General features: G+C 70.9%; 18 protein-coding genes and 1 tRNA gene. 14 read left to right on the top strand and 5 right to left on the bottom strand.

Annotation, left to right across the window (positions count from 1 at the left end):
* The first annotated feature begins 18 nt into the window (after positions 1-18).
* Genes ACTWQC_RS32205 through ACTWQC_RS32195 form a run of 3 tightly spaced genes read left to right on the top strand, consistent with a single transcriptional unit; the run spans position 19 to position 3,772 of the window.
* Positions 19-1,368: a lysine N(6)-hydroxylase/L-ornithine N(5)-oxygenase family protein gene (locus ACTWQC_RS32205; RefSeq protein WP_443319391.1), complete on the top strand. Its 1,350-nt coding sequence runs from the start codon at positions 19-21 to the stop codon at positions 1,366-1,368.
* Positions 1,365-1,934, top strand: a complete 570-nt coding sequence (locus ACTWQC_RS32200) for a GNAT family N-acetyltransferase (protein WP_443319390.1) — start codon at positions 1,365-1,367, stop codon at positions 1,932-1,934. Before ACTWQC_RS32205 ends, ACTWQC_RS32200 begins: the two co-directional genes overlap by 4 nt.
* Positions 1,931-3,772 carry an IucA/IucC family protein gene (locus tag ACTWQC_RS32195; protein ID WP_443319389.1) on the top strand — a complete coding sequence of 614 codons (1,842 nt, stop codon included), beginning with the start codon at positions 1,931-1,933 and terminating at the stop codon, positions 3,770-3,772. Before ACTWQC_RS32200 ends, ACTWQC_RS32195 begins: the two co-directional genes overlap by 4 nt.
* Before the next feature lie 65 nt (positions 3,773-3,837).
* Here the strand turns inward: ACTWQC_RS32195 and ACTWQC_RS32190 are convergent, their stop codons facing one another.
* A complete protein-coding gene (locus tag ACTWQC_RS32190) occupies positions 3,838-5,448 on the bottom strand; it encodes a beta-N-acetylhexosaminidase (protein ID WP_443319388.1) in 1,611 nt (536 codons plus the stop codon).
* A 245-nt stretch (positions 5,449-5,693) separates the two neighbouring features.
* On the opposite strand from ACTWQC_RS32190, the gene ACTWQC_RS32185 reads away from it, so the two are divergent.
* Both ACTWQC_RS32185 and glmS read left to right on the top strand, forming a co-directional pair.
* Entirely contained in the window at positions 5,694-5,969 is a 276-nt protein-coding gene (locus ACTWQC_RS32185) for a hypothetical protein (RefSeq protein WP_443319387.1), read from the top strand.
* A 51-nt stretch (positions 5,970-6,020) separates the two neighbouring features.
* On the top strand, positions 6,021-7,835 hold the full coding sequence (glmS, locus tag ACTWQC_RS32180; RefSeq protein WP_443319386.1) for a glutamine--fructose-6-phosphate transaminase (isomerizing): 1,815 nt from the start codon (positions 6,021-6,023) through the stop codon (positions 7,833-7,835).
* A 579-nt stretch (positions 7,836-8,414) separates the two neighbouring features.
* On the opposite strand, the gene ACTWQC_RS32175 is transcribed toward glmS, so the two are convergent.
* Together ACTWQC_RS32175 and ACTWQC_RS32170 are read right to left on the bottom strand one after the other, a co-directional pair.
* Positions 8,415-8,987, bottom strand: a complete 573-nt coding sequence (locus tag ACTWQC_RS32175; RefSeq protein WP_443319385.1) for an acetate uptake transporter — start codon at positions 8,985-8,987, stop codon at positions 8,415-8,417.
* A gap of 198 nt (positions 8,988-9,185) precedes the next feature.
* Positions 9,186-9,716 (bottom strand): universal stress protein, encoded by a 531-nt coding sequence (locus ACTWQC_RS32170; RefSeq protein ID WP_443319384.1) that lies wholly within the window; start codon positions 9,714-9,716, stop codon positions 9,186-9,188.
* An 826-nt stretch (positions 9,717-10,542) separates the two neighbouring features.
* On the opposite strand from ACTWQC_RS32170, the gene ACTWQC_RS32165 reads away from it, so the two are divergent.
* The 4 genes from ACTWQC_RS32165 to ACTWQC_RS32150 all read left to right on the top strand — a co-directional run bounded on the left by ACTWQC_RS32165 (position 10,543) and on the right by ACTWQC_RS32150 (position 14,178).
* Complete coding sequence (locus ACTWQC_RS32165; RefSeq protein ID WP_443319383.1) at positions 10,543-11,928, top strand: helix-turn-helix domain-containing protein; 1,386 nt, start codon at positions 10,543-10,545, stop codon at positions 11,926-11,928.
* Between the two features lie 5 nt (positions 11,929-11,933).
* Complete coding sequence (gene orn, locus ACTWQC_RS32160) at positions 11,934-12,581, top strand: oligoribonuclease (RefSeq protein ID WP_443319382.1); 648 nt, start codon at positions 11,934-11,936, stop codon at positions 12,579-12,581.
* 181 nt (positions 12,582-12,762) lie between these two features.
* Positions 12,763-12,835, top strand: a tRNA-His gene (locus ACTWQC_RS32155).
* 314 nt (positions 12,836-13,149) lie between these two features.
* Entirely contained in the window at positions 13,150-14,178 is a 1,029-nt protein-coding gene (locus tag ACTWQC_RS32150) for a formylglycine-generating enzyme family protein (protein WP_443319381.1), read from the top strand.
* 1 nt (position 14,179) lies between these two features.
* On the opposite strand, the gene ACTWQC_RS32145 is transcribed toward ACTWQC_RS32150, so the two are convergent.
* Positions 14,180-14,971, bottom strand: a complete 792-nt coding sequence (locus ACTWQC_RS32145; protein ID WP_443319380.1) for an SDR family NAD(P)-dependent oxidoreductase — start codon at positions 14,969-14,971, stop codon at positions 14,180-14,182.
* Between the two features lie 57 nt (positions 14,972-15,028).
* On the opposite strand from ACTWQC_RS32145, the gene ACTWQC_RS32140 reads away from it, so the two are divergent.
* Together ACTWQC_RS32140 and ACTWQC_RS32135 are read left to right on the top strand one after the other, a co-directional pair.
* On the top strand, positions 15,029-16,468 hold the full coding sequence (locus ACTWQC_RS32140) for an amidase (protein ID WP_443319379.1): 1,440 nt from the start codon (positions 15,029-15,031) through the stop codon (positions 16,466-16,468).
* Positions 16,469-16,473: 5 nt separating this feature from the next.
* Positions 16,474-17,055 (top strand): TetR/AcrR family transcriptional regulator, encoded by a 582-nt coding sequence (locus ACTWQC_RS32135; RefSeq protein WP_443319378.1) that lies wholly within the window; start codon positions 16,474-16,476, stop codon positions 17,053-17,055.
* Positions 17,056-17,074: 19 nt separating this feature from the next.
* Here ACTWQC_RS32135 and ACTWQC_RS32130 read toward each other — a convergent pair whose 3' ends face one another.
* On the bottom strand, positions 17,075-18,118 hold the full coding sequence (locus ACTWQC_RS32130) for a LacI family DNA-binding transcriptional regulator (protein WP_443319377.1): 1,044 nt from the start codon (positions 18,116-18,118) through the stop codon (positions 17,075-17,077).
* A 267-nt stretch (positions 18,119-18,385) separates the two neighbouring features.
* Here ACTWQC_RS32130 and ACTWQC_RS32125 point away from each other — a divergent pair, with 267 nt between their 5' ends.
* Genes ACTWQC_RS32125 through ACTWQC_RS32115 form a run of 3 tightly spaced genes read left to right on the top strand, consistent with a single transcriptional unit; the run spans position 18,386 to position 21,638 of the window.
* On the top strand, positions 18,386-19,708 hold the full coding sequence (locus tag ACTWQC_RS32125; RefSeq protein ID WP_443319376.1) for an ABC transporter substrate-binding protein: 1,323 nt from the start codon (positions 18,386-18,388) through the stop codon (positions 19,706-19,708).
* 5 nt (positions 19,709-19,713) lie between these two features.
* On the top strand, positions 19,714-20,712 hold the full coding sequence (locus ACTWQC_RS32120; RefSeq protein WP_443319375.1) for a carbohydrate ABC transporter permease: 999 nt from the start codon (positions 19,714-19,716) through the stop codon (positions 20,710-20,712).
* The gene (locus ACTWQC_RS32115) at positions 20,709-21,638 is read left to right on the top strand and encodes a carbohydrate ABC transporter permease (RefSeq protein ID WP_443319374.1); all 930 of its coding nucleotides are present in this window, start codon (positions 20,709-20,711) and stop codon (positions 21,636-21,638) included. Before ACTWQC_RS32120 ends, ACTWQC_RS32115 begins: the two co-directional genes overlap by 4 nt.
* Positions 21,639-21,649: the final 11 nt, after the last annotated feature.

Genomic DNA, 21,649 nt, shown 5'->3' with positions numbered 1-21,649 from the left:
AACGGACAGGAGATTCGCATGTCCGCCCCCCACGACTTCATCGCCATCGGGCTCGGCCCGTTCAATCTCGGGCTCGCCTGCCTGACCGACCCGATCGACGGGCTCGACGGCCTCTTCCTGGAGAGCAAGCCCGACTTCGACTGGCACTCCGGGATGCTGCTGGAAGGCAGTACGCTCCAGACCCCGTTCATGTCGGACCTGGTCACCCTTGCCGACCCCACCTCCCCGTACTCCTTCCTCAACTACCTGAAGGAATCCGGGCGGCTCTACTCGTTCTACATCCGCGAGAGCTTCTATCCGCTCCGGTCGGAGTTCAACGACTACTGCCGCTGGGCCGCCGCCAAGCTCTCCGGGGCCATCCGCTTCGGCCGGCAGGTCACGGAGGTCACGTACGAGGAGGCCGAGGAGGTCTATGCGGTCCACTCCGTGGAACTCGCGACCGGCGAGCGGCACACCGACCGCGGCCGGGGCCTCGTCCTGGGCACCGGCACCCCGCCGTACATACCCGACGCCTGCCGCGGACTCGGCGGGGACTTCCTCCACAACTCCCGCTATCTGCACAGCAGGGACGCGCTGCAGTCCAAGGACAGCATCACGGTCGTCGGCAGCGGGCAGAGCGCGGCCGAGATCTACCACGACCTGCTCCAGGACATCGACCGCTTCGGTTACGAGCTCACCTGGGTCACCCGTTCGCCCCGCTTCTTCCCGCTCGAGTACACCAAGCTGACGCTGGAGATGACCTCACCGGAGTACGTGGACTACTTCCACGCACTGCCCGCGCGCACCCGCGACCGGCTCGTGGCCTCGCAGAAGAACCTCTACAAGGGCATCAACTCCGAGCTGATCGACGAGATCTTCGACCTGCTCTACATGAAGAGCCGCCGCGGCAAGAGCGTCCCGACCCGCCTGATGACCAACACCGCGCTGACGAAGGCCGCGTACGAGGAGGGCAGCCGCACGTACACGCTCCGGCTGCGCCAGGAAGAACAAGGCCGGTACTTCGAGCTGCGCACCCAGGGACTGGTGCTGGCCACCGGCTACCGCCACCAGGTCCCGGCCTTCCTCGCCCCGGTCACCGACCGCATCGTCCGGGACGAGTCGGGCCGCTTCGACGTACGCCGCAACTACAGCATCGACGTCACGGGGCGCGGCATCTACGTGCAGAACGCCGAGCTGCATACGCACGGCTTCGTGGCCCCCGACCTGGGCATGGCCGCGTACCGCAACTCCAGCATCATCCGCGAGCTGCTGGGCCGCGAGTACTACCCGGTCGAGAAGGCCATCGCCTTCCAGGAGTTCGGGGTCCCCGCGGAGCAGCCGCGGCCCGGGGAAGCACCGGCACGGCCACTGGAGGTCTCCCCCGCATGACCGAGATCGTCTTCAGCCGTAACGACGCCGTACTCGGCCAGCTCGCCCTGCGGCCCGTGGACCCCGCCGCCGACGCCCCGCTGCTGCACGGCTGGGTCACCCACCCCAAGGCCGCCTTCTGGCTGATGCAGGACGCCGGGCTCGCCGACATCCAGCGGGAGTACGCGTCCATCGCCGCCTCCGAGTACCACGACGCCTTCGTCGGGCTGCACGAGGGCCGCCCCGCCTTCCTCGTGGAGCGCTACGACCCGGCCCACGTCGAGCTGAAGGGGCTCTACCCCGCCCGGCCCGGCGACATCGGCATGCACTTCCTGACGGCACCGACCGGCACCCCGCTGCCCGGCTTCACCCTCGCCGTGATCACCACCGTGATGGACCTGCTGTTCTCCGACCCGTCGGTCCGGCGCGTCGTCGTCGAGCCCGACGTACGGAACACGGCCGTCCACCGGCTCAACGAGGCCATGGGCTTCCGGCCGGTCGGGACGATCGCGAAGCCCGAGAAGGTCGCACTGCTCAGCGTCTGCGCCCGCGAGCAGTTCCTGGCCGCCCGAGGAGCCATCCGATGACCACATCCGCACCGGCCAAAGCCGTCGCCCACCTGACGCCCGAGCTCTGGGCACACGCCGGCCGCCTCCTCGTACGCAAGGCCCTCGCCGAGTTCTCCCACGAGCGGCTGCTCGCGCCCGTGCCGCTGCCCGGGCCCGGCGACCGGGACCGCGACGGGGACGGGGACGGCGACGGGGACTTCAGCCGCTACGCGGTCCGCAGCGACGACGGGAGCGTCGAGTACCGGTTCGCCGCCCGCGTCCTGGCCGTCGACCACTGGCAGATCGACCCGGCGAGCATCACCCGCCACCGCGCAGGCCGCGAACTCCCGCTCGACGCCCTCGACTTCTTCGCCGAGCTGCGCGGCGCGCTCGGCCTGACCGAGCAGATCCTCCCCGTCTACCTGGAGGAGATCAGCTCGACGCTGGCGGGCACCGCGTTCAAACTCGCCAAGCAGCCGGTCACCGCGGCCGAGCTGACCAAAGCCGGGTTCCAGGCGATCGAGACCGGGATGACGGAGGGCCACCCCTGCTTCGTCGCCAACAACGGGCGGCTCGGCTTCGGCTCCGACGAGTACCGCTCGTACGCTCCCGAGGCCGCCAACCCCGTCCGGCTGATCTGGCTGGCCGCGAGCCGCGCCCGCTCCACCTTCACCTGCGGCGCCGACCTGGACTACGACCTGCTCATCCGCTCCGAGCTGGGCGAGGAGACGCTCGGCCGGTTCTCGGCCGTCCTGCGCGAACTCGGCCTGGATCTCGCCGACTACCACCTCATCCCCGTCCACCCCTGGCAGTGGTGGAACAAGCTGTCGGTGACCTTTGCCGCCGAGATCGCCCAGCGCCGGCTGATCTGCCTGGGGCACGGCGACGACGCGTATCTGCCGCAGCAGTCGATCCGCACCTTCTTCAACACCAGCGACCCCTCCAAGCACTACGTGAAGACGGCCCTGTCCGTGCTGAACATGGGCTTCATGCGGGGCCTGTCCGCCGCCTACATGGAGGCGACGCCCGCCATCAACGACTGGCTCGCCGGGCTCATCGCGCGCGACGAGGTGCTGTCCCGCACGGGCCTGTCGATCATCCGGGAACGCGCCGCCGTCGGCTACCACCACGCCCAGTACGAATCGGCCACCGCCAAGGACTCCCCGTACCGCAAGATGCTCGCCGCGCTCTGGCGGGAGAGCCCGGTCCCTGCCCTGGAGCCGGGTGAGCAGCCGGCGACCATGGCCTCGCTGCTCCACACCGACCGGGACGGCGGCTCCTTCGCGGCCGCGCTGATCGACCGGTCGGGCCTGGAACCCACGGACTGGCTGCGCCGCTACCTCGACGCGTATCTCACGCCGCTGCTGCACTGCTTCTACGCGTACGAGCTGGTGTTCATGCCGCACGGCGAGAACGTCATCCTCGTCCTCGACGAACAGGGCGTACCGCGCCGGGCCGTCTTCAAGGACATCGCCGAGGAGATCGCGGTCATGGACCCGGACGCGGTCCTGCCCCCGGCGGTCCAGCGGATCCGCGCGGACGTGCCCGAGGATCTCAAAACGCTGTCGATCTTCACGGATGTCTTCGACTGCTTCTTCCGCTTCCTGAACGGGATCCTCGACTCGGAGGGGATCCTCGGCGAGGACGCCTTCTGGCGGACCGTCGCCGACTGCGTCCACGACTACCAGGAGTCCCGCCCCGAGCTGGCCGAACGCTTCGAGCGATACGACCTGTTCGCGGAGGAGTTCGGGCTGTCCTGCCTCAACCGGCTGCAGCTGCGCGACAACCAGCAGATGGTCGACCTCGAGGACCCGGCGGGGGCCGTCCAGCTCGTCGGCACCCTGCGGAACCCGATCGCGCGCTTCGCGCGTCACTGAGAGGGACGGGCGCCCCGGGGTACGGTCCCCCCGGGCGCCCGTCTCCCACTCACAGCCTCGCTGCCTCACTTACCGGGCCAGGGCACCTGAGGTGAGCGGTAGTAGTCGATGCCGAGCGCCGTCCAGCGCGGGCCCTGGGCCGCCAGACGGGTCCGGTACGACTCCCAGTCGTGCGCCGACGCCGGTGCCCAGCCCAGCTCCGCGACGCCCGGGAGCCGCGGGAAGGCCATGAACTCGATGTGGTCGCTGGTCGAGAGGGTCTCCGACCACAGCGGCCCCTCGACGCCCAGGATCGCGGACGACGGCGTGTCCTTGATGTACGCCCCCGGGTCCCAGTCGTAGGACTGCCGGACCTCGACATAGCCCGCCCAGCTGAGGCCGAGCGGGGTGTTCTCGTTGTACTTCATGTCGAGGTAGATGCGGTTGGCGGGCGAGAGGACGAGCTTCGTCCCGGCCTTGGCCGCGTCCACGACCTCCTGCTCGGTCCCGGTCGTGCCCCAGTACTGGGCGACCGCGCCCTTCACCGGCTTCGCGCCGGTGAGCTGGTGCCAGCCGACGACGGTCTTGCCGTACTTCCCGACGGCGGCCTGCGCCTTGTCCATGAAGGCGACGTAGTCCTCGTGGCTGGTCGAGTGCGCCTCGTCGCCGCCGATGTGGAGGTAGCGCCCCGGCGTCAGCTCGGCCAGCTCGCGCACCACGTCGTCGATGAAGTCGTACGTCACGTCCTTGGGCACGCACAGCGAGCTGAAGCCGACGTCGGTGCCGGTGTAGAGCGGCGGGGCCACGCCGTTGCAGTTCAGCTCGGCGTACGAGGCGAGGGCCGCATTGGTGTGCCCCGGCATGTCGATCTCGGGCACGACCTCCAACTGCCGGTCCGCGGCGTACCGCACGATCTCGCGGTAGTCGTCCTTGGTGTAGTAGCCGCCCGGGCCGCCGCCGACCTGGGTGCTGCCTCCGTACGTGGCGAGCCGCGGCCAGGAGTCGACGGCGATCCGCCAGCCCTGGTCGTCCGACAGGTGCAGATGGAGCGTGTTGATCTTGTAGAGCGTCATCTGGTCGATGTAACGCTTGACTTGTTCGACCGTGAAGAAGTGCCGGGAGACGTCGAGCATCGCGCCGCGGTAGGCGAAGCGGGGCTCGTCGGTGATCGTGCCGCCCGCGACCTTCCACGGACCCGGCTGCCGCTTCGCCTTCTCGACGGATGCGGGCAGCAGCTGCCGCAGCGTCTGGAGGCCGTAGAAGAGCCCCGCGGCCTTGGGGGCGGTGATGGTGACCGAGGCGCGGGAGGAGTCGAGGCGGTAGCCCTCGGCGCCGAGTCCGCGGTCGCCGCCGAGCTTCAGGACGACGCCGTCACGCCCGCCGCGCGTGGTGACGGGCAGGCGGTAGCCGGTGGACGGCCGCAGCACGCCCGCGAGCTGCTCGGCCGCCGTACGGGCCTTCCGCGCCTCGCGCGACTGGCCCGGCACGCGGATGACGGTCCGCGCGCTGATCGCGTACGGCTCGCCGCCGGGCCGTACGGAGGCGGGGGCGGGCACGATCTGGCCGAGGGGGGTGACGGACCGGGTGTCCGGGGCGCCGGAGGCGGCCGGCGGCGCTGCCGTCGCGGCTCCCCCGGCCGCCGCTCCGGCGGAGGCGACGAGGAGGAGGGAACAGAGCAGCTTGGGCAGTCGTCTCACGAGGTTCCCTTCGACGGGGCGTCCCTGCGGTGGGGGGCGACGGGGGTACTCCCATGCCGTTCAGGCCATGGGGGAGGGGGTGGAGCGACCGATCGGTCACATGGGTACCGCGAGCCCCGGACCGGGTCAAGGGTATAGACCACTTGGCCCATGCCCACCACGTTGGCGGACTGGATTGACCGCTTTCCTGCCCGATTCCGGGCAGGAATCTTGCGAATCTCTCCGCAACACCGCAATATCAACGGGTGCTCGATCGCCCCACGTCCCACGAGGACCTCGTCGACCACCTGGTCCGCTCCACGCCGCTGCAGCGCGGCGAGGCTGCCCGGGTGGTGCTGGACGTGCTGGCGTACTTCGACGAGACGACGGAGGAGTTCGTCCGGCGCCGCCACCGCGAGCTGCAGTCCAGAGGGCTGAGCAACGCGGACATCTTCGAGCGGATCACGCACGAGCTGCCCCGCCGGGCGGTCGCCCCGCCCGAGCTCTCGCTGCGGCAGCTGCGCCGCATCGTCTACGGCTGACCGGCCGGCCGAGCACCGGAACTGCAGACAACACGTAAGGAATTGGGCCCTATGTGCGGGATCGTCGGATATATCGGCAAACGAGACGTTGCTCCGCTGCTGCTGGAGGGTCTCCAGCGCCTGGAGTACCGCGGCTACGACTCCGCCGGTATCGCGATCCACGGCAAGTCCGGCGGCCTGAAGACCGCCAAGGCCAAGGGCCGCGTCCGCGAGCTGGAGACCCGCCTCCCCAAGCGCTTCGCGGGCACCACGGGCATCGCCCACACCCGCTGGGCCACCCACGGCGCCCCGACCGACGCCAACGCCCACCCCCACCTGGACGCCGAAGGCAAGGTCGCGGTCGTCCACAACGGCATCATCGACAACGCCGACGAGCTGCGCGCCAAGCTCACCGCCGACGGCGTCGAGTTCGCCTCCGAGACCGACACCGAGATCCTCGCCCACCTCATCGGCCGCTCCCAGGCCGACAAGCTGGAGGACAAGGTCCGCCAGGCGCTGCGCCTGATCGAGGGCACGTACGGCATCGCCGTGCTGCACGCCGACTTCGCCGACCGGATCGTCGTCGCCCGCAACGGCTCTCCCGTGGTGCTGGGCATCGGCGAGCACGAGATGTTCGTCTCCTCCGACGTGGCCGCGCTGGTCAGCCACACCCGCCAGGTCGTCACCCTGGACGACGGCGAGATGGCCACCCTCAAGGCCGACGACTACCGCACGTACACCACCGAGGGCAGCCGCACCTCCGCCTCGCCGACCACCGTGGAGTGGGAGGCCGAGTCGTACGACATGGGCGGCCACGACACGTATATGCACAAGGAGATCAGCGAGCAGGCCGACGCCGTGGACCGGGTGCTGCGGGGCCGGATCGACGACCGCTTCTCCACCGTCCGCCTGGGCGGGCTCAACCTCGACGCCCGCGAGGCGCGCGGCGTGCGCCGGGTGAAGATCCTCGGCTGCGGCTCCGCCTACCACGCGGGCCAGATCGGCGCCCAGATGATCGAGGAGCTGGCCCGTATCCCGGCGGACGCGGAGCCCGCGAGCGAGTTCCGCTACCGCAACGCGGTCGTCGACCCGGACACGCTCTACATCGCGGTCAGCCAGTCCGGTGAGACATACGACACACTCGCCGCCGTTCAGGAGCTGAAGCGCAAGGGCGCCCGGGTCCTGGGCGTGGTGAACGTCGTCGGCAGCGCCATCGCGCGCGAGACGGACGGCGGGGTGTACGTGCACGCGGGCCCGGAGGTCTGCGTGGTCTCCACCAAGTGCTTCACCAACACGGCCGTCGCCTTCGCGCTGCTGGCCCTGCACCTCGGCCGGATCCGCGACCTGTCCGTCGCCGACGGCAAGCGGATCATCGCGGGCCTGCGCAGGCTGCCGGAGCAGATCGCCGAGGTTTTGCGCGGCGAGGAGGAGATCAAGAAGCTGGCGGCGGAGTACGCGGACGCCAAGAGCATGATGTTCGTCGGCCGGGTCCGCGGCTACCCGGTCGCCCGGGAGGCCTCCCTGAAGCTCAAGGAGGTGTCGTATGTGCACGCGGAGGCGTACCCCGCCTCGGAGCTGAAGCACGGGCCGCTCGCGCTGATCGAGCCGGCGGTGCCGACCGTCGCGATCGTGCCGGACGACGATCTGCTGGAGAAGAACCGCGCCACGCTGGAGGAGATCAAGGCCCGCAGCGGCCGGATCCTGGCGGTGGCCCACCAGGAGCAGGAGAAGGCCGACGACACGATTGTGGTGCCGAAGAACGAGGTCGAGCTGGACCCGATCCTCATGGGCATCCCGCTCCAACTCCTCGCCTACCACTCGGCGCTGGCCCTCGGCCGCGACATCGACAAGCCGCGCAACCTGGCCAAGTCGGTGACCGTGGAGTGAATCCGGCGGCCGGGATTACGGCAACCCAGCGCGAGGCGAGCCGGCCCGGCTCCGGGCCCTGGTCCGGAGCCGGGCCCGGTCCGGCTCCGGACCGGGCCTTCACCGCGCGCACGGCGAGAAAGACCAGCATCCCGAACGGCGACAGCAGGATGGTCAGAAACGCCATGCCCAGGTAGACCAGCTCGCTTCCCGCGGATCACTGGGCCCGTGGTGATCACCATCGCCACGGCGCTGGAGGCCGCGACGACCGTGCAGGACACCGGCTGACGAGCCCAACCAGGCGTCGTACGACGCCTCGCACCAGTGCAGGCTGTGGCTGATCCGCGCGCTGCTCGATGTCGGAGAGCTGCCGGTGGCGGCCATTCGCAGCGTGCTTGCGGCGGTTGACGGCCCGACGATGCCGGTGCACAAGGTGCTCGGCGAGGCGGCCCGGGACTGCTCGGCCGCCGTCTCCTGTGGTCACACAAGAAGAGGGGCCGGCCCCCGGCGCGTGCCACCAACGCGCCGGGGGCCGTCCCTTTGCGGGCCGGTTGTGCCCTCCCCTGCTCTACGGCGGGGAACCCCCACCGGCCCCGCTGCCTAACCTGAGACCGTCACCCCTCGGTTGGCAGCGCGTCCCGGCAGTGCGGTCGGCCAGTTGGCCAGCGCGGCCGTCGCCGAGTACCACGCCGCGGCGCCGGACAGGGCGCCCGCCCAGCCGCCGACCTGCGTCAGGCCGTCGTTCCCTGCGAACTGCCCGATGCCGAGCAGCACGAGCGAGACGAAGAGCAGCCCGTACACGGCCTGGGTGAGGCGCCCGCCGCTCGCTGCCCCGAGCGTCAGGGTCAGCGCGAGCAGGGCGAAGAGAAGCAGGAAGAGGCCCGAGGCTTCGGCCGAAGCATCCACCCCGGCCGCGCGGCCCCAGGTGAACCAGAAGGCCCCGAGCCCGGCGAAGGCCGTGCCGTTGAAGCCGTTGCCCGCCCGGAACTCCAGGAGCCCGGTGATGAACAGCGCGGCGCCGCCCACCCAGAGCGCGAGGGTGACGGCATCGGCGGCCGTCACGCCGTCGATCACATCGGCGTGGCCGAGACCGAACGCCAACAGGGTGAGTCCGAGGGCGAGTTGGCCCAGAGTCGAGGAGGTGCTGCTTCCCGCAGAGACGTCGTTGTCCACGGCGGGCTCCCTTCATGTGCAGTTGTGGTTCCCCAGCGACCGGTATGTACCCCTCACAAACGCACAATCCACCTGTACGCGCCGGTAGATCTGTCGACATATCGGCCGACGCCCGCCCACCTCACCTGCACGGACGGGGAGTTGTCGGACTCGCGGCGCGGGGGAGGCCGCAGGGACAACGGAACGGCCGCGGGAGGCTTACGGGATGACGACGACCGGGCGCTGGGCGCGGCGCGCGAGCCGGCCCGCCACCGAGCCGAAGATCCGGCCGACCAGACCGTGCGTCGACCCGACCACGATCGCGTCCGCCGAGTACTCCCGGCCGACCTCCTCCAGCTCGTGACAGATGTCACCGCCGCGCTCCACGAGGATCCAGGGCACCTCGGACAGATAGTCCGCACAGGCGAGTTCGAGGCCGAGAACCTCGGTGCGGTGGTCCGGCACGTCCACAAAGACCGGTGGCTCACAGCCCGCCCACACGGTCGTCGGCAGCCGGTTGGCCACGTGCACGATGATCAGTCCGGAGCCGGAGCGCCGCGCCATGCCGATGGCGTACGCGAGGGCCCGCTCGCTGGAGGTCGAGCCGTCGAAGCCGACGACCACGCCGTGCTGGAACGCCGGATCGCAGGGGTGGCGTGACTCTTCCGCCGCCTCGAGGGGCGCCTTCGGATCGGCGACCTGCTTGCGCTGCTTGCGGTCCGCGGGATCGGGAATTTCGTGACCGGCCATCGGTGTCTCGGCGAAGGAAGTCCTCTTGGGAGGGAACGACGGTTGGCGGAGCGGGTCGGAGCGGATACTGGATGTTCCGGGGACGAGCCCGGGCCCCCGCGGGTGTCCGGGAATCATCTTCCCAAGCCCTTACCCACAAGGTTACGGCGACACTCCCCACCTGCCCAGGGCCCGCCTCGCGGCGCGAGGGCGGGCCGATGCGGCAGCCGCGGTACGACTTCCCGGGAGCATGCCGGAGCCGCGCCCGTAGCGCAATGCCCCAGTGCGATGACTCACAGCATGCACACAGTCACGAGCTGGTCACCAGGGCGGTCGTACGGGACCGGTCAGCCGGTTCCGACCGGCGTGGGACGCGCCCGGCGGCCACTCGGGGGGCGACCGGCCCGGCCGCGTTGCCGTATGCATGGCCCGGCGCACGGAGGCGGATTGTGCGCTGGGGGCGTACGCCCGGTAGCACCGGGCATTTTGGCTCTGCCTCCACACTTTTTCGGCCAACTTCGCGCAACCACCGAACCCTTGCCCCAACGGCTCCCGAACCCCTGCTCGAGCTGGGCGGAAAGGGACACCCCGGGCTCAAGCACCGCGTGGGAACGGGGTGCGGACGGAAGGCGTACTTCCCAGCAGGGCCGTCGAGTGCAACGCTTCGTGATCGAATGCTTCACGCCAAGTTGTCATGTCGACATAGCGGGCGGTGGTGAACTTGTCACGCCGACCTCATACGACACAGTAGATTCGATCTTGGCCATTCATGGCGGGGGACTCGTGCAGGACCGAGGGGAAACGTGCAGGACCGAGAGGACGCGACCACCGAGGGGGGCTTAGTGCCATGAGCCAGGACGCCACGACCGCACCGGAGGCCGCGCGGAAGCTGTCCGGGCGCCGCCGCCGGGAGATCGTCGCAGTACTGCTCTTCAGCGGCGGGCCCATCTTCGAAAGCTCCATCCCGCTTTCCGTGTTCGGCATCGACCGCCAGGACGCCGGGGTTCCCCGGTACCGGCTGCTCGTGTGCGCCGGCGAGGACGCGCCGCTGCGCACGACGGGGGGACTCGAACTGACCGCGCCATACGGACTGGAGGCGCTGTCCCGGGCCGGCACCATCGTTGTACCGGCGTGGCGGTCGATCACGGCGCCGCCACCGGCCGAGGCCCTCGACGCGCTGCGCCGGGCCCACGAGGAGGGCGCACGGATCGTCGGGCTGTGCACCGGGGCCTTCGTGCTGGCCGCGGCCGGGCTGCTGGACGGCCGGCCCGCCACCACGCACTGGATGTACGCGCCGACGCTGGCCAAGCGCTATCCGTCGGTCCATGTGGACCCGCGCGAGCTGTTCGTGGACGACGGCGATGTGCTGACCTCGGCCGGGACCGCGGCGGGCATCGATCTGTGCCTGCACATCGTGCGCACCGACCACGGCGCCGAGGCGGCGGGCGCGCTCGCCCGGCGGCTGGTCGTCCCTGCGCGCCGCAGCGGCGGTCAGGAGCGCTATCTCGACAGGTCTTTACCGGAGGAGATCGGCGCGGATCCGCTCGCCGAGGTCGTCGCGTGGGCGCTCGAGCACCTGCACGAGCAGTTCGACGTGGAGACCCTGGCCGCCCGCGCCTATATGAGCCGGCGCACCTTCGACCGGCGGTTCCGCTCCCTTACTGGGAGCGCTCCCCTGCAGTGGCTGATCACCCAGCGGGTGCTGCAGGCCCAGCGGCTGCTGGAGACCTCGGACTACTCCGTGGACGAGGTCGCCGGGCGCTGCGGCTTCCGCTCGCCGGTCGCGCTGCGCGGCCACTTCCGGCGGCAGCTGGGCTCCTCGCCCGCGGCCTACCGGGCGGCGTACCGGGCGCGCAGGCCGCAGAACGGGGCGTCGGAGCGGTCGGAGCGGCTGGAGCGCCCGGAACGTCCGGACCGGTCCGACCGGTCCGACCGGTCCGACCGTCCTGATCGGCTGGAGATCGGCGAGCAGCGGGGGCCTTCGGATCCGTCGGGGTCGGGCGTGCAGCCGCGCAGGCCCGGGGCGGGCTCCGGGCCTGCGGCGGTGCCCGGCAGCGGGTCCGGGAGCGGATCCGGCGGCGGGTCCGGGGGCTTCTTCGATCCCGGCAAGCCGGAGTCGGACGCGTACGCTCCGCGACAGCCGGAGCCGGGCGGCCGGGACAGCCAGGGAGGCGGCAGCCGGATGCCGGGACGTCCGCAGGTCCCCGGTCAGCGGGACCGCCCCGTAGGGTGAGACACATGAACGATCGCATGGTGTGGATCGACTGCGAGATGACCGGCCTCTCGCTGTCGAGTGACGCGCTCATCGAGGTGGCCGCGCTGGTCACCGACTCGGAGCTGAACGTGCTCGGTGACGGCGTGGACATCGTGATCCGCCCGCCGGCCGAGGCGCTCGTCACCATGCCCGAGGTGGTGCGGCAGATGCACACGGCCTCCGGGCTGCTCGCCGAGCTGGACGGCGGGACGACGCTGGAGGACGCCGAGCGGCAGGTGCTCGCGTACGTACGCGAGCACGTGCCGGAGCGCGGCAAGGCCCCGCTGTGCGGAAACTCCGTCGGCACGGACCGCGGCTTCCTGCTGCGCGACATGCCGGCGCTGGAGGACCACCTGCACTATCGGATCGTCGATGTGTCGTCGGTGAAGGAGCTGGCGCGGCGGTGGTACCCGCGGGCGTACTTCAACAGTCCGCAGAAGAACGGCAACCACCGGGCACTCGCGGACATCCGCGAGAGCATCGCCGAGCTCCGCTACTACCGGGAGGCGATCTTCGTCCCGCAGCCGGGTCCCGACTCGGAGACGGCGAAGGCGATCGCGGCGAAGCACGTCCTGCGGGCGGATGCCCCGGCGCCCGCAGAGGCCGTCCGGGGCCCGGTCGCGGCGGAGTAGCGCCCGGCTCCCGGCGGGTGCGCAAGCGCCGGAACCGGCCCGGGACAGCCTCCGCACCCGGCCGTGGCCACCCCCGCACCCGGCCGGGCGACCCGCCGGAAAGCCGGGAGCGAGCACACCTCGGGACCCTGTACACTTTTTCTCGGCCGGGTGCGGAAAGCAGCGAAAAGCCCCGGTCGTGGTGGGTATAGCTCAGCTGGTAGAGCACCTGGTTGTGGTCCAGGATGTCGCGGGTTCGAGTCCCGTTACTCACCCTGAACGATCAAGGCCGGACCTGTGACAACAGGTCCGGCCTTCGTCGTGCCCGGAAAGGGATCACGGGCTTCTTCGTGCTTCAGCCCGTGCGCCGCGCGCTGTCACGCCTGAACCCATAGCCCGCCGGGCACGTCGTCACGCCTGTATGCACCCGTGCGCACGTGTGCACCGGTGCGCCTGCGCACGCGCGCAATCCGTATGCGTGCCTGCGCGTTCGCGACAACAGGAGGAGAGGCCGATGAGTGAGCACGACAAGCCACCCGCAGCGACGCGCTGCGGGTCCCCGAACGGTCGATCACCTCACGGAGCTGCCATGTCCTCCTGCTGCACGCCCGGTACCTCCGGTACCTCCGGTGCCGCCGGTACGTCCGGTGCCCCCGGTACGCACCGCCACGGGGGCGTCACGGCCACCGTTTCCCTCGGGCCGCCGCCGACCCGCCCCTCGCCCGCCCGCCGGGTCGCCAGGCAGCTGCTCGACCTCCCCGGCGGGACCTTCCTCATGGGCACCGACGACCCGGACGGCTTTCCGGCCGACGGCGAAGGCCCGATCCGGAAGGTCGAGGTCGTCCCCTTCCGGATCGCGCCGACGACGGTGACCAACGCTCAGTTCGCCACGTTCGTCAAGGCCACCAGCTATGTCACCGACGCCGAGCGCTTCGGGTTCTCCTTCGTCTTCCAAGGACTGCTCCCGGACGAACTCGCGGCCGTCTCCCGGCCGGTGGCGGAGGTTCCCTGGTGGCGGGCGGTCTCCGGGGCGACGTGGAAGCACCCGGAGGGCCCGGGCTCCTCCATCGCATCCCGGCAGCACCACCCTGTGGTCCACGTCTCCTGGAACGACGCGCAGGCGTACTGCGACTGGTCCAGCACCCGGTTGCCCACCGAGGCCGAGTGGGAGTACGCGGCCCGCGGCGGCCTGGAGCAGCTCCGCTACCCCTGGGGCGACGAACTGGCCCCGGACGGGCGGCAGATGCTCAATACGTACGAGGGGGTCTTCCCCACCGCGCCCGCCGGCCGGCTCGGGACCGTGCCGGTGAAGTCGTACCGCGCCAATGCCTACGGCCTGTACAACACCGTGGGGAACGTGTGGGAGTGGTGCTCCGACTGGTTCAGTGTGGACTTCCACCGCTCCGGTCCGCATGAGAGTCCCACGGGGCCGCCGACGGGCACCTCGCGGGTCATGCGCGGAGGCTCGTACCTGTGCCACGACTCGTACTGCAACCGCTACCGGGTGGCGGCCCGCAGCTCCAACACCCCGGACAGCTCGACGGGAAACATCGGCTTCCGGGTGGCGGCGCCGACGGGGCCCCCAACTCCTCGTGAATGTTCCGGTCCCGGCCTGTGACTCAGCGCTTCCCCCGCTGGGCGTCCACGATCTGCCGGAGCGTGGGCTCGGCGCCCGCGCGGCGCTGCACCCGCTCCGCGAAGCCGGGGAACTGCCCGGCGATGGCGCTGAGCGCCCTCATCTCCAGCGGCGCCACATTGACTTCGCACCGGTCGCGCTCGACCGCCCGTATCACCCCCGCCGCCACCTGACCCGGCGAGACCGTACGCATGCCGCCGGGCGGCTTCGCCCCCGTGGCCGCGAACATGCCCGCGTCCCGTACGAAGCCGGGCTGGATGACCGACACCCCGACCCCCGTGCCGTGCAGGTCCTGCCGGAAGCCCAGCGCGAAACCGCGCAGCCCGAACTTCGTCGCGTTGTAGAGGGAGGAGGACCGGGTCGCGGCCTTGCCGGAGATCGAGCCGACGAGCGCGATGTGGCCGCGGCCCGTGGCCGCCATGCGGGGGGCGAGCAGGCGGGACAGCATGATCGGGGCGCGGAGGTTGACGGCCAGGGCGCGGTCGATCTGCTCGGGCGTGTAGTCGAGGAGGTCGCCGCTGGAGGGGAGGGCGGCGTTGGCGATGAGGATGTCGGTGTCGGCGCACGCGTCGGCGAGGTGGTCGACCTGGTCCGGGTCGGCGAGATCGGCGACGACCGCGCGGGCGTCGAACTCGGCGGCGGTCCGCTCCAGGGCGTCGGCACGACGCCCCGTCAGCACCAACCTGGCGCCTTTCCGGGCGAGTTCACCTGCAATGGCCCGGCCTATGCCGCCGGTCACTCCGGTGAGCAGAACGGTTGATCCGGTGATGCGCATACGCGTAGCCTCCCGAGAACTGTTCGTTCGAACGAACGATAGGGAGGAGGGCGGCGCATGTCCACAGCCGATTGCACCGGGCTCGCCGACCAGGCCCGGGCCCTGACGGAGGGTCGGACCACGTCCGTGGCGCTCGTACGCGAGGCGCTCGAGCGGATCGAAGCAACCCAGGGCACCATCAACGCCTTCCGGTGCGTACGCGCCGAAGCCGCGCTGGAAGAGGCGGAGGAGGCCGACCGCAGACTCGCCGCCTCGCGGGTGGCCGGGGATCAACTTCCGCTGCTGGGCGTGCCGGTGGCGGTCAAAGATGACACCGACGTGGCCGGGATGCAGACGCGCTTCGGCTGCCGCGGAGAGATCGCCCCCGCCGCGAAGGACAGCGAACCGGTGCGGCGGCTGCGCGCGGCCGGGGCGGTGATCGTCGGCAAGACCAACGCCTGCGAGCTCGGGCAGTGGCCCTTCACCGAGGGGTCGGCCTTCGGCGCCACCCGCAACCCGTGGAACACCGCCCATACCCCGGGCGGTTCCTCCGGCGGCTCGGCAGCCGCCGTCGCCGCCGGGCTCGTACCCGCCGCTCTCGGCTCCGACGGCGCGGGCTCGATCCGCATACCCGCCGCCTGGTCGCATCTGGTCGGGATCAAGCCGCAGCGCGGCCGCGTGTCCCTGCACCCGTACACCGACGCCTTCCAAGGGCTCGCGGTCATCGGCCCGTTGGCGCGTACGGTCGGTGATGCGGCGCTGCTGCTGGACGTGTCCGCGGGCCCGCACCCGGAGGACCTGCACCGGCCCCGGCCCGTCCACGCCCTGGCGGCGACCCGCCACGACCCGGGCCGGCTCCGTATCGCCCTGGCCTGGCGGCCGCCGCTCACCGCCACCCGCGCCGCCGTCCACCCCGAGGTGCGCGCTGCGGTCACCGGGCTCGCCGAGGCCCTCGCGCGCCTGGGCCACCACGTGGAGGAGGCGAGGCCCCGCTACGGCCTGATCGGGCTGAGCTTCGTGCCGCGCGCCACCGCGGGCGTCGCCGAGATCGCCGCGCTGCACCCCGAGCCGGGCCTGCTCGACCCGCGTACGCACGGCGCCGTACGCACCGGCAGGCGGCTCGGCGGCCGCGCGCTGCGCATGTCCCGGGCCCGCGAGGCCCGGCAGCACCGCAGGGTCGGCGCGATCTTCGACGCGTACGACATCGTGCTCACCCCCACCACCGCCGCCCCGCCGCCCCGCATCGGCACCTTCGACGACCTGAGCGCCTGGCGGACCGATACGACGATGGCCGCGGCCTGCCCGTACGCCTGGCCCTGGAACGTGCTCGGTTGGCCCGGCGTGAACGTGCCCGCGGGGTTCACGCGCGACGGGCTGCCGGTCGGCGCCCAGCTCCTGGGCCCGGAGAGCAGTGAGGAGCTGCTGATCTCGCTGGCCGCCCAACTCGAGGACGACCAGCGCTGGTACGAGAAGCGGCCCTCCCTCGCTCCTGCCGGGAGTGCACCGGTGGAACAATGATCGGCATGACCGCCGTGCCGAGGTCTGCCGGAACCCGGCAGAGCATCATCGAGGCCGTCCTGCGCATCATCGGCCAGGACGGTGTCGCCGCGGTCACCAACCGGCGGATCGCCAAGGAGGCCGGGGTCTCCCTCGGCTCGGTCACCTACCACTTCGAGACCCAGCACGAGCTGCTGCGCGAGAGCCTGCTGCACTTCGTCGCCGAGGAGACCCGGCGCTTCACCGAGCTCGCCGACCAGTGCCAGGCCAGGGGGATCGACATCGGCGGGGCCGCGGCCATGGTCGGCCAGGTCGCTGGGGGCACGGAGTTCGACAGCAGGCACATCGCGCCCTTCGAGCTGTACGTGCAGGCGGGGCGGGACGAGCGGCTGCGGGCCGCGGCGGCGGAGTGCTTCGCCGCGTACGACCGGCTGGCCGCGCAGATCCTCGCCGGGCTCGGGGTGCCCGACGCCGAGCGGCTGGCGGGGACGGCCGTCGCGCTGGTCTTCGGACAGCAGCTGCGCCGGCTGGCGACCGGTTCGCCCGCCGAGGACCTCGTTGACGCGCTGCTGCTGCTCGCGCGGGGGGCGGGGGGCGACTGCCACTGACCCGCCTCGGCCGGACGCGTCACGACGACTCGCGCACCACCAGCTCCGTCGGCAGCACCAGCTGCTCCCGCTCCCGGCTGCGTTCCTCGATCTCCTCCAGCAGCACCCGGACCATCGCCCGGCCCATCTCCTCGATCGGCTGGCGGACGCTGGTCAGCGGCGGGTCCGTGTGGCGGGCGACCGGGGAGTCGTCGAAGCCGACGAGAGCGACGTCGTCGGGGACGCGGCGGCCGGCCTCGCGCAGAACCTGACGGGCGCCCGCCGCCATCACGTCCGAGGCCGCGAAGACCGCATCGAGGTCGGGGGCCCGGTCCAGCAGCTCGCGCATCGCGCGCCGCCCGCCGTCCTCGGTGAAGTCGGCGCCCGCGATCAGCGCTCCGTCGGCGGGGAGGCCCGCGTCCGTGAGAGCGCATCGGTAGCCGTCGAGGCGGCACTGGGCCACGTACATGTCGAGCGGTCCGGTGATCGTCGCGATCGTCCGGCGACCGCGCGCGAGCAAGTGCTCCATGGCCGCACGGGCGCCGCCGGTGTTGTCCGAGTCGACGTACGGCACGGACTCGCGGGCGGAGCGGCGGCCGCTGAGGACGGCGGGCATCTCGATCCGCTCCAGCAGGTCGGGCAGCGGATCGTCGGCGTGCACGGAGACCAGCAGGACGCCGTCGACGCGGTGCGAGCTCAGGTAGTGGGCGAGACGCTGGCGCTCCTTGGGCGTGCGGATGAGGGTGAGCAGCAACTGCAGGTCGGTGTCGGCGAGTTCGGCACCGACACCGCGGATGATGTCGGAGAAGTAGGGCTCCGCGAAGAGCCGCGTCTCGGGCTCGGGGATGACGAGGGCGATGGCGTCGTTGCGGTTGCCCGCAAGGGCGCGGGCGGCCCGGTTCGGTATGTAGCCCAGCTCGGCGACGGCTTGTTCGACGGCGGCGCGCGTGCGGTCGCTGACCCGGGGGGAGCCGTTGATCACCCGGGAGACCGTGCCGCGGCCGACGCCCGCGCGCGCCGCCACTTCCTCGAGGGTCGGCCCGCCGCCTCTGCGCACGCCGCCCCGCCGTCGGATCCCCGCCATGTCCGCCTCCAGCCATATGCCCCGCATCGGGCGCCGCCGTGTCATTCAACATCACTTCGGGCGCGCAAGGTTGCTCTTGTCCGCGGCCTTGACACCCCAACGGGGAGCCGTAACCCTTCAACACATCACGTCTGGGAGCGCTCCCAAGATACCGGAGTCATACACATCCCGTACGTTCCCCGCCCGAGCCTCAGCACCACTTTCCCCCTGTCGCAATCCCTTGGCCGGGAGCGGTACGTCAGTGCATAGGAGGACACAATGCGCTCTATGTCCCGCACGTCAGGGCGGGCGGTGGTCCTCGCGGCCGTCGCCGCGCTGGGCGCCGGCCTGCTCGCGGGCTGCGCCGAGGACAGCGACGAGCCCGGCTCCGCGAGCCCGGGCGGCAAGGACGGCAACGGCAAGACCACGGTCACGATCGGGGTCTTCGGGGTCTTCGGCTACAAACAGGCAGGGCTCTACGACGAATACGAGAAGTTGAACCCGGGCGTCACGATCAAGGAGACCTCGATCGAGCGCGTGGACCAGTACTACCCGCAGTTGCTGACCCACCTCGGGACCGGCAGCGGGCTGCAGGACATCCAGGCGGTCGAGGTCGGCAACATCGCCGAGGTCGCGGCCAGGCACGCGGACAGGTTCGTCGACCTGGGCAAGGCCGAGGGGGTCGACAAGAGCAGTTTCCTGCCGTGGAAGTGGGCGCAGGCGACGGCCGAGGACGGCAGGACCGTGGGACTCGGCACCGACATCGGCCCGATGGCGATCTGCTACCGCAAGGACCTGTTCAAGAAGGCCGGGCTGCCGACGGACCGCAAGGAGGTCGGCAAGCTCTGGGCGGGCGACTGGCAGAAGTACGTCGACGCCGGCAAGGACTACATGGCGAAGGCCCCCAAGGGCACGGTCTTCGTCGACGCGGCGGGCGGGGTCTACAACGCGGCCGTCTCGGGCAACGCGGAGCGCTACTACGACAAGAGCGGCAAGCTCATCTACAAGGACGGCCCGGCCGTCAAAGAGGCCTGGGACCTGGCGATGGAGGTCATCGACGGAAAGATGACCGCCAAGCTCAAGCAGTTCGACAAGACCTGGGACCAGGCGTACGCCAACGGCCGGTTCGCCACCGTCTCCTGCCCGCCGTGGATGCTCGGCTATATCAAGGAGAAGGCCGGGGACAAGGCGGAGGACCGGTGGGACGTCGCCCCGGCGCCCAAGCCCGCGAACTGGGGCGGCTCCTTCCTCTCCGTGCCGGAGGCGGCCAGGAACAAGGACGAGGCGGTCAAGCTCGCCGCCTGGCTGACCGCGCCCGAGCAGCAGGCCAAACTCTTCGAGAAGCAGGCCAGCTTCCCGAGCTCGCAGGCGGCGTACGACCTCCCGGCTGTCGCCGGCGCCAAGCACGAGTACTTCGACGACGCCCCCATCGGCAGGATCTTCGCCGACGCAGCCAAGGGCATCCCGACCCTGGTGGTCGGCGAGAAGGACCTGGCCATCCAGACGGCCATCACCGACGTCGGCGTCCTCCAGGTCGAGCAGCAGGGCAAGACGCCGGACCAGGGCTGGGACGCGGCGCTGAAGAACATCGACAACGCACTGGACCAGTGACGCGGATGGCTGTCGAGTCCCGTACGGTCGCGCCCCCCGCGAGGGAGGGGGGCGCGGCCCTCCGCGCGCGTCGGCAGGCCGAGCGGCGCGGCAGCCGCTACCGCCGCGACGTGCGGTGGAGCCCGTACGCCTTCGTCGCGCCCTTCTTCCTCTTCTTCACGGCCTTCGGGCTCTTCCCTCTGCTCTATACGGGCTGGTCGTCGCTGCACCGCGTCTCCCTGCACGATCCGACGGTCATGGAGTGGGCCGGACTGCACAACTACACCCGGCTGCTGGAGGACGAGTTCTTCTGGAACGCGCTGCGGAACACCTTCACCATCGGCGTGATCTCGACGGTCCCGCAGCTGCTGATGGCACTGGGGATCGCCCACCTCCTCAACTACCGGCTGCGCGGCTCGACGTTCTTCCGGGTCGCGATGCTCACCCCGTACGCCACGTCGGTGGCCGCGGCCACGCTCGTCTTCGTACTGCTCTTCGGGCGCGACTACGGGATGGTCAACTGGGCGCTCGGCCTGGCCGGAATCGACACCATCGACTGGCAGAACGGCGAGTGGAGCTCGCAGATCGCAGTCTCGTCGATCGTGATCTGGCGGTGGACGGGCTACAACGCGCTGATCTACCTGGCCGCGATGCAGGCCGTGCCGAACGATCTGTACGAGTCGGCGGCCCTGGACGGGGCCTCCCGCTGGCAGCAGTTCCGCCATGTGACGATCCCTTCGCTGCGGCCGACGATCCTCTTCACCATCGTCGTCTCGACGATTGGGGCCACCCAGCTCTTCGGCGAACCCTTGCTCTTCGGCGGGGCGGGCGGCGAGAAGGGCGGCGCCTCGCACCAGTTCCAGACCCTGGGCCTCTACATGTACGAGCAGGGCTGGTTCCACTTCCACCTCGGCCGGGCAGCCGCCATCGCCTGGACGATGTTCCTGATCCTGCTGCTGATCTTCCCGCTCTACCTCGCCGTGGCCAGGGCGCTGCGCAAGAGCCGTGAGGAGGCTTCCCGATGACGGCCCTCGTCGCCGCTGAGAAACGTAAGCCCGGCGGGCCCCGCGACCCCGGGAAGCCGGGAGCGCCCCATCGGCGCGGCAGGGCGGGAAGGGCCGGCAGAGCCGGCGGGCAGCTGCACGGCGGGAGGATCACGTACGCCGTGCTGAGCCTCTTCACGGCGGGCTCGCTCTTCCCCCTGGTCTGGACGGCGATCGCGGCCTCCCGCACCAACTCCCGGCTGGCCGGGACACCCCCGCCGTTCTGGTTCGGCGGGCGGCTGCTCCAGAATCTGGAAACGGCCTGGACCGACGCCAACATGGGCCTGGCGCTGCTCAACACGACCGTCGTCGCGGGCACGGTCACCGTGGGCACAGTGCTGTTCTCGACCATCGCCGGCTTCGCCTTCGCCAAGCTCCGCTTCCGGCTCAAGAACCTCCTGCTGATGCTGACCATCGCCACGATGATGGTGCCGCCGCAGCTCAGCGTGGTGCCGCTGTTCATGACGGTCGCCGAGCTGGAGTGGACGAACCAGCTGCAGGCCGTGATCCTGCCGACCCTGGTGAGCGCCTTCGGGGTCTTCTTCATGCGGCAGTACCTGACCGAGGCGCTGCCGACCGAGCTCATCGAGGCCGCGCGCGTGGACGGTGCCGGCAGTCTGCGGATCATCTGGCACGTGGTCTTCCCGGCCGCCCGGCCCGCCATGGCCGTACTGGCCATGCTCACCTTCGTGCAGGCCTGGAACGACTTCTTCTGGCCGATCATCGCGCTGACCCAGGACAATCCGACCGTGCAGGTCGCGCTGACCGGCCTCGGCCGCGGCTATATCCCGGACCAGTCGGTCATCATGGCGGGTGCGCTGCTCGGCACCCTGCCGCTGCTGCTGGCCTTCACCCTCTTCGGCAAGCAGATCGTGGGCGGCATCATGCAGGGCGCGGTCAAAGGCTGACCTCCCCGTCT

Source organism: Streptomyces sp. 8N616 (assembly GCF_052246385.1).
Taxonomy (GTDB): Bacteria; Actinomycetota; Actinomycetes; order Streptomycetales; family Streptomycetaceae; genus Streptomyces.
The sequence above is the reverse complement of the archived record's forward strand: the minus strand, read 5'-3'. Positions and strand labels throughout refer to the sequence as shown.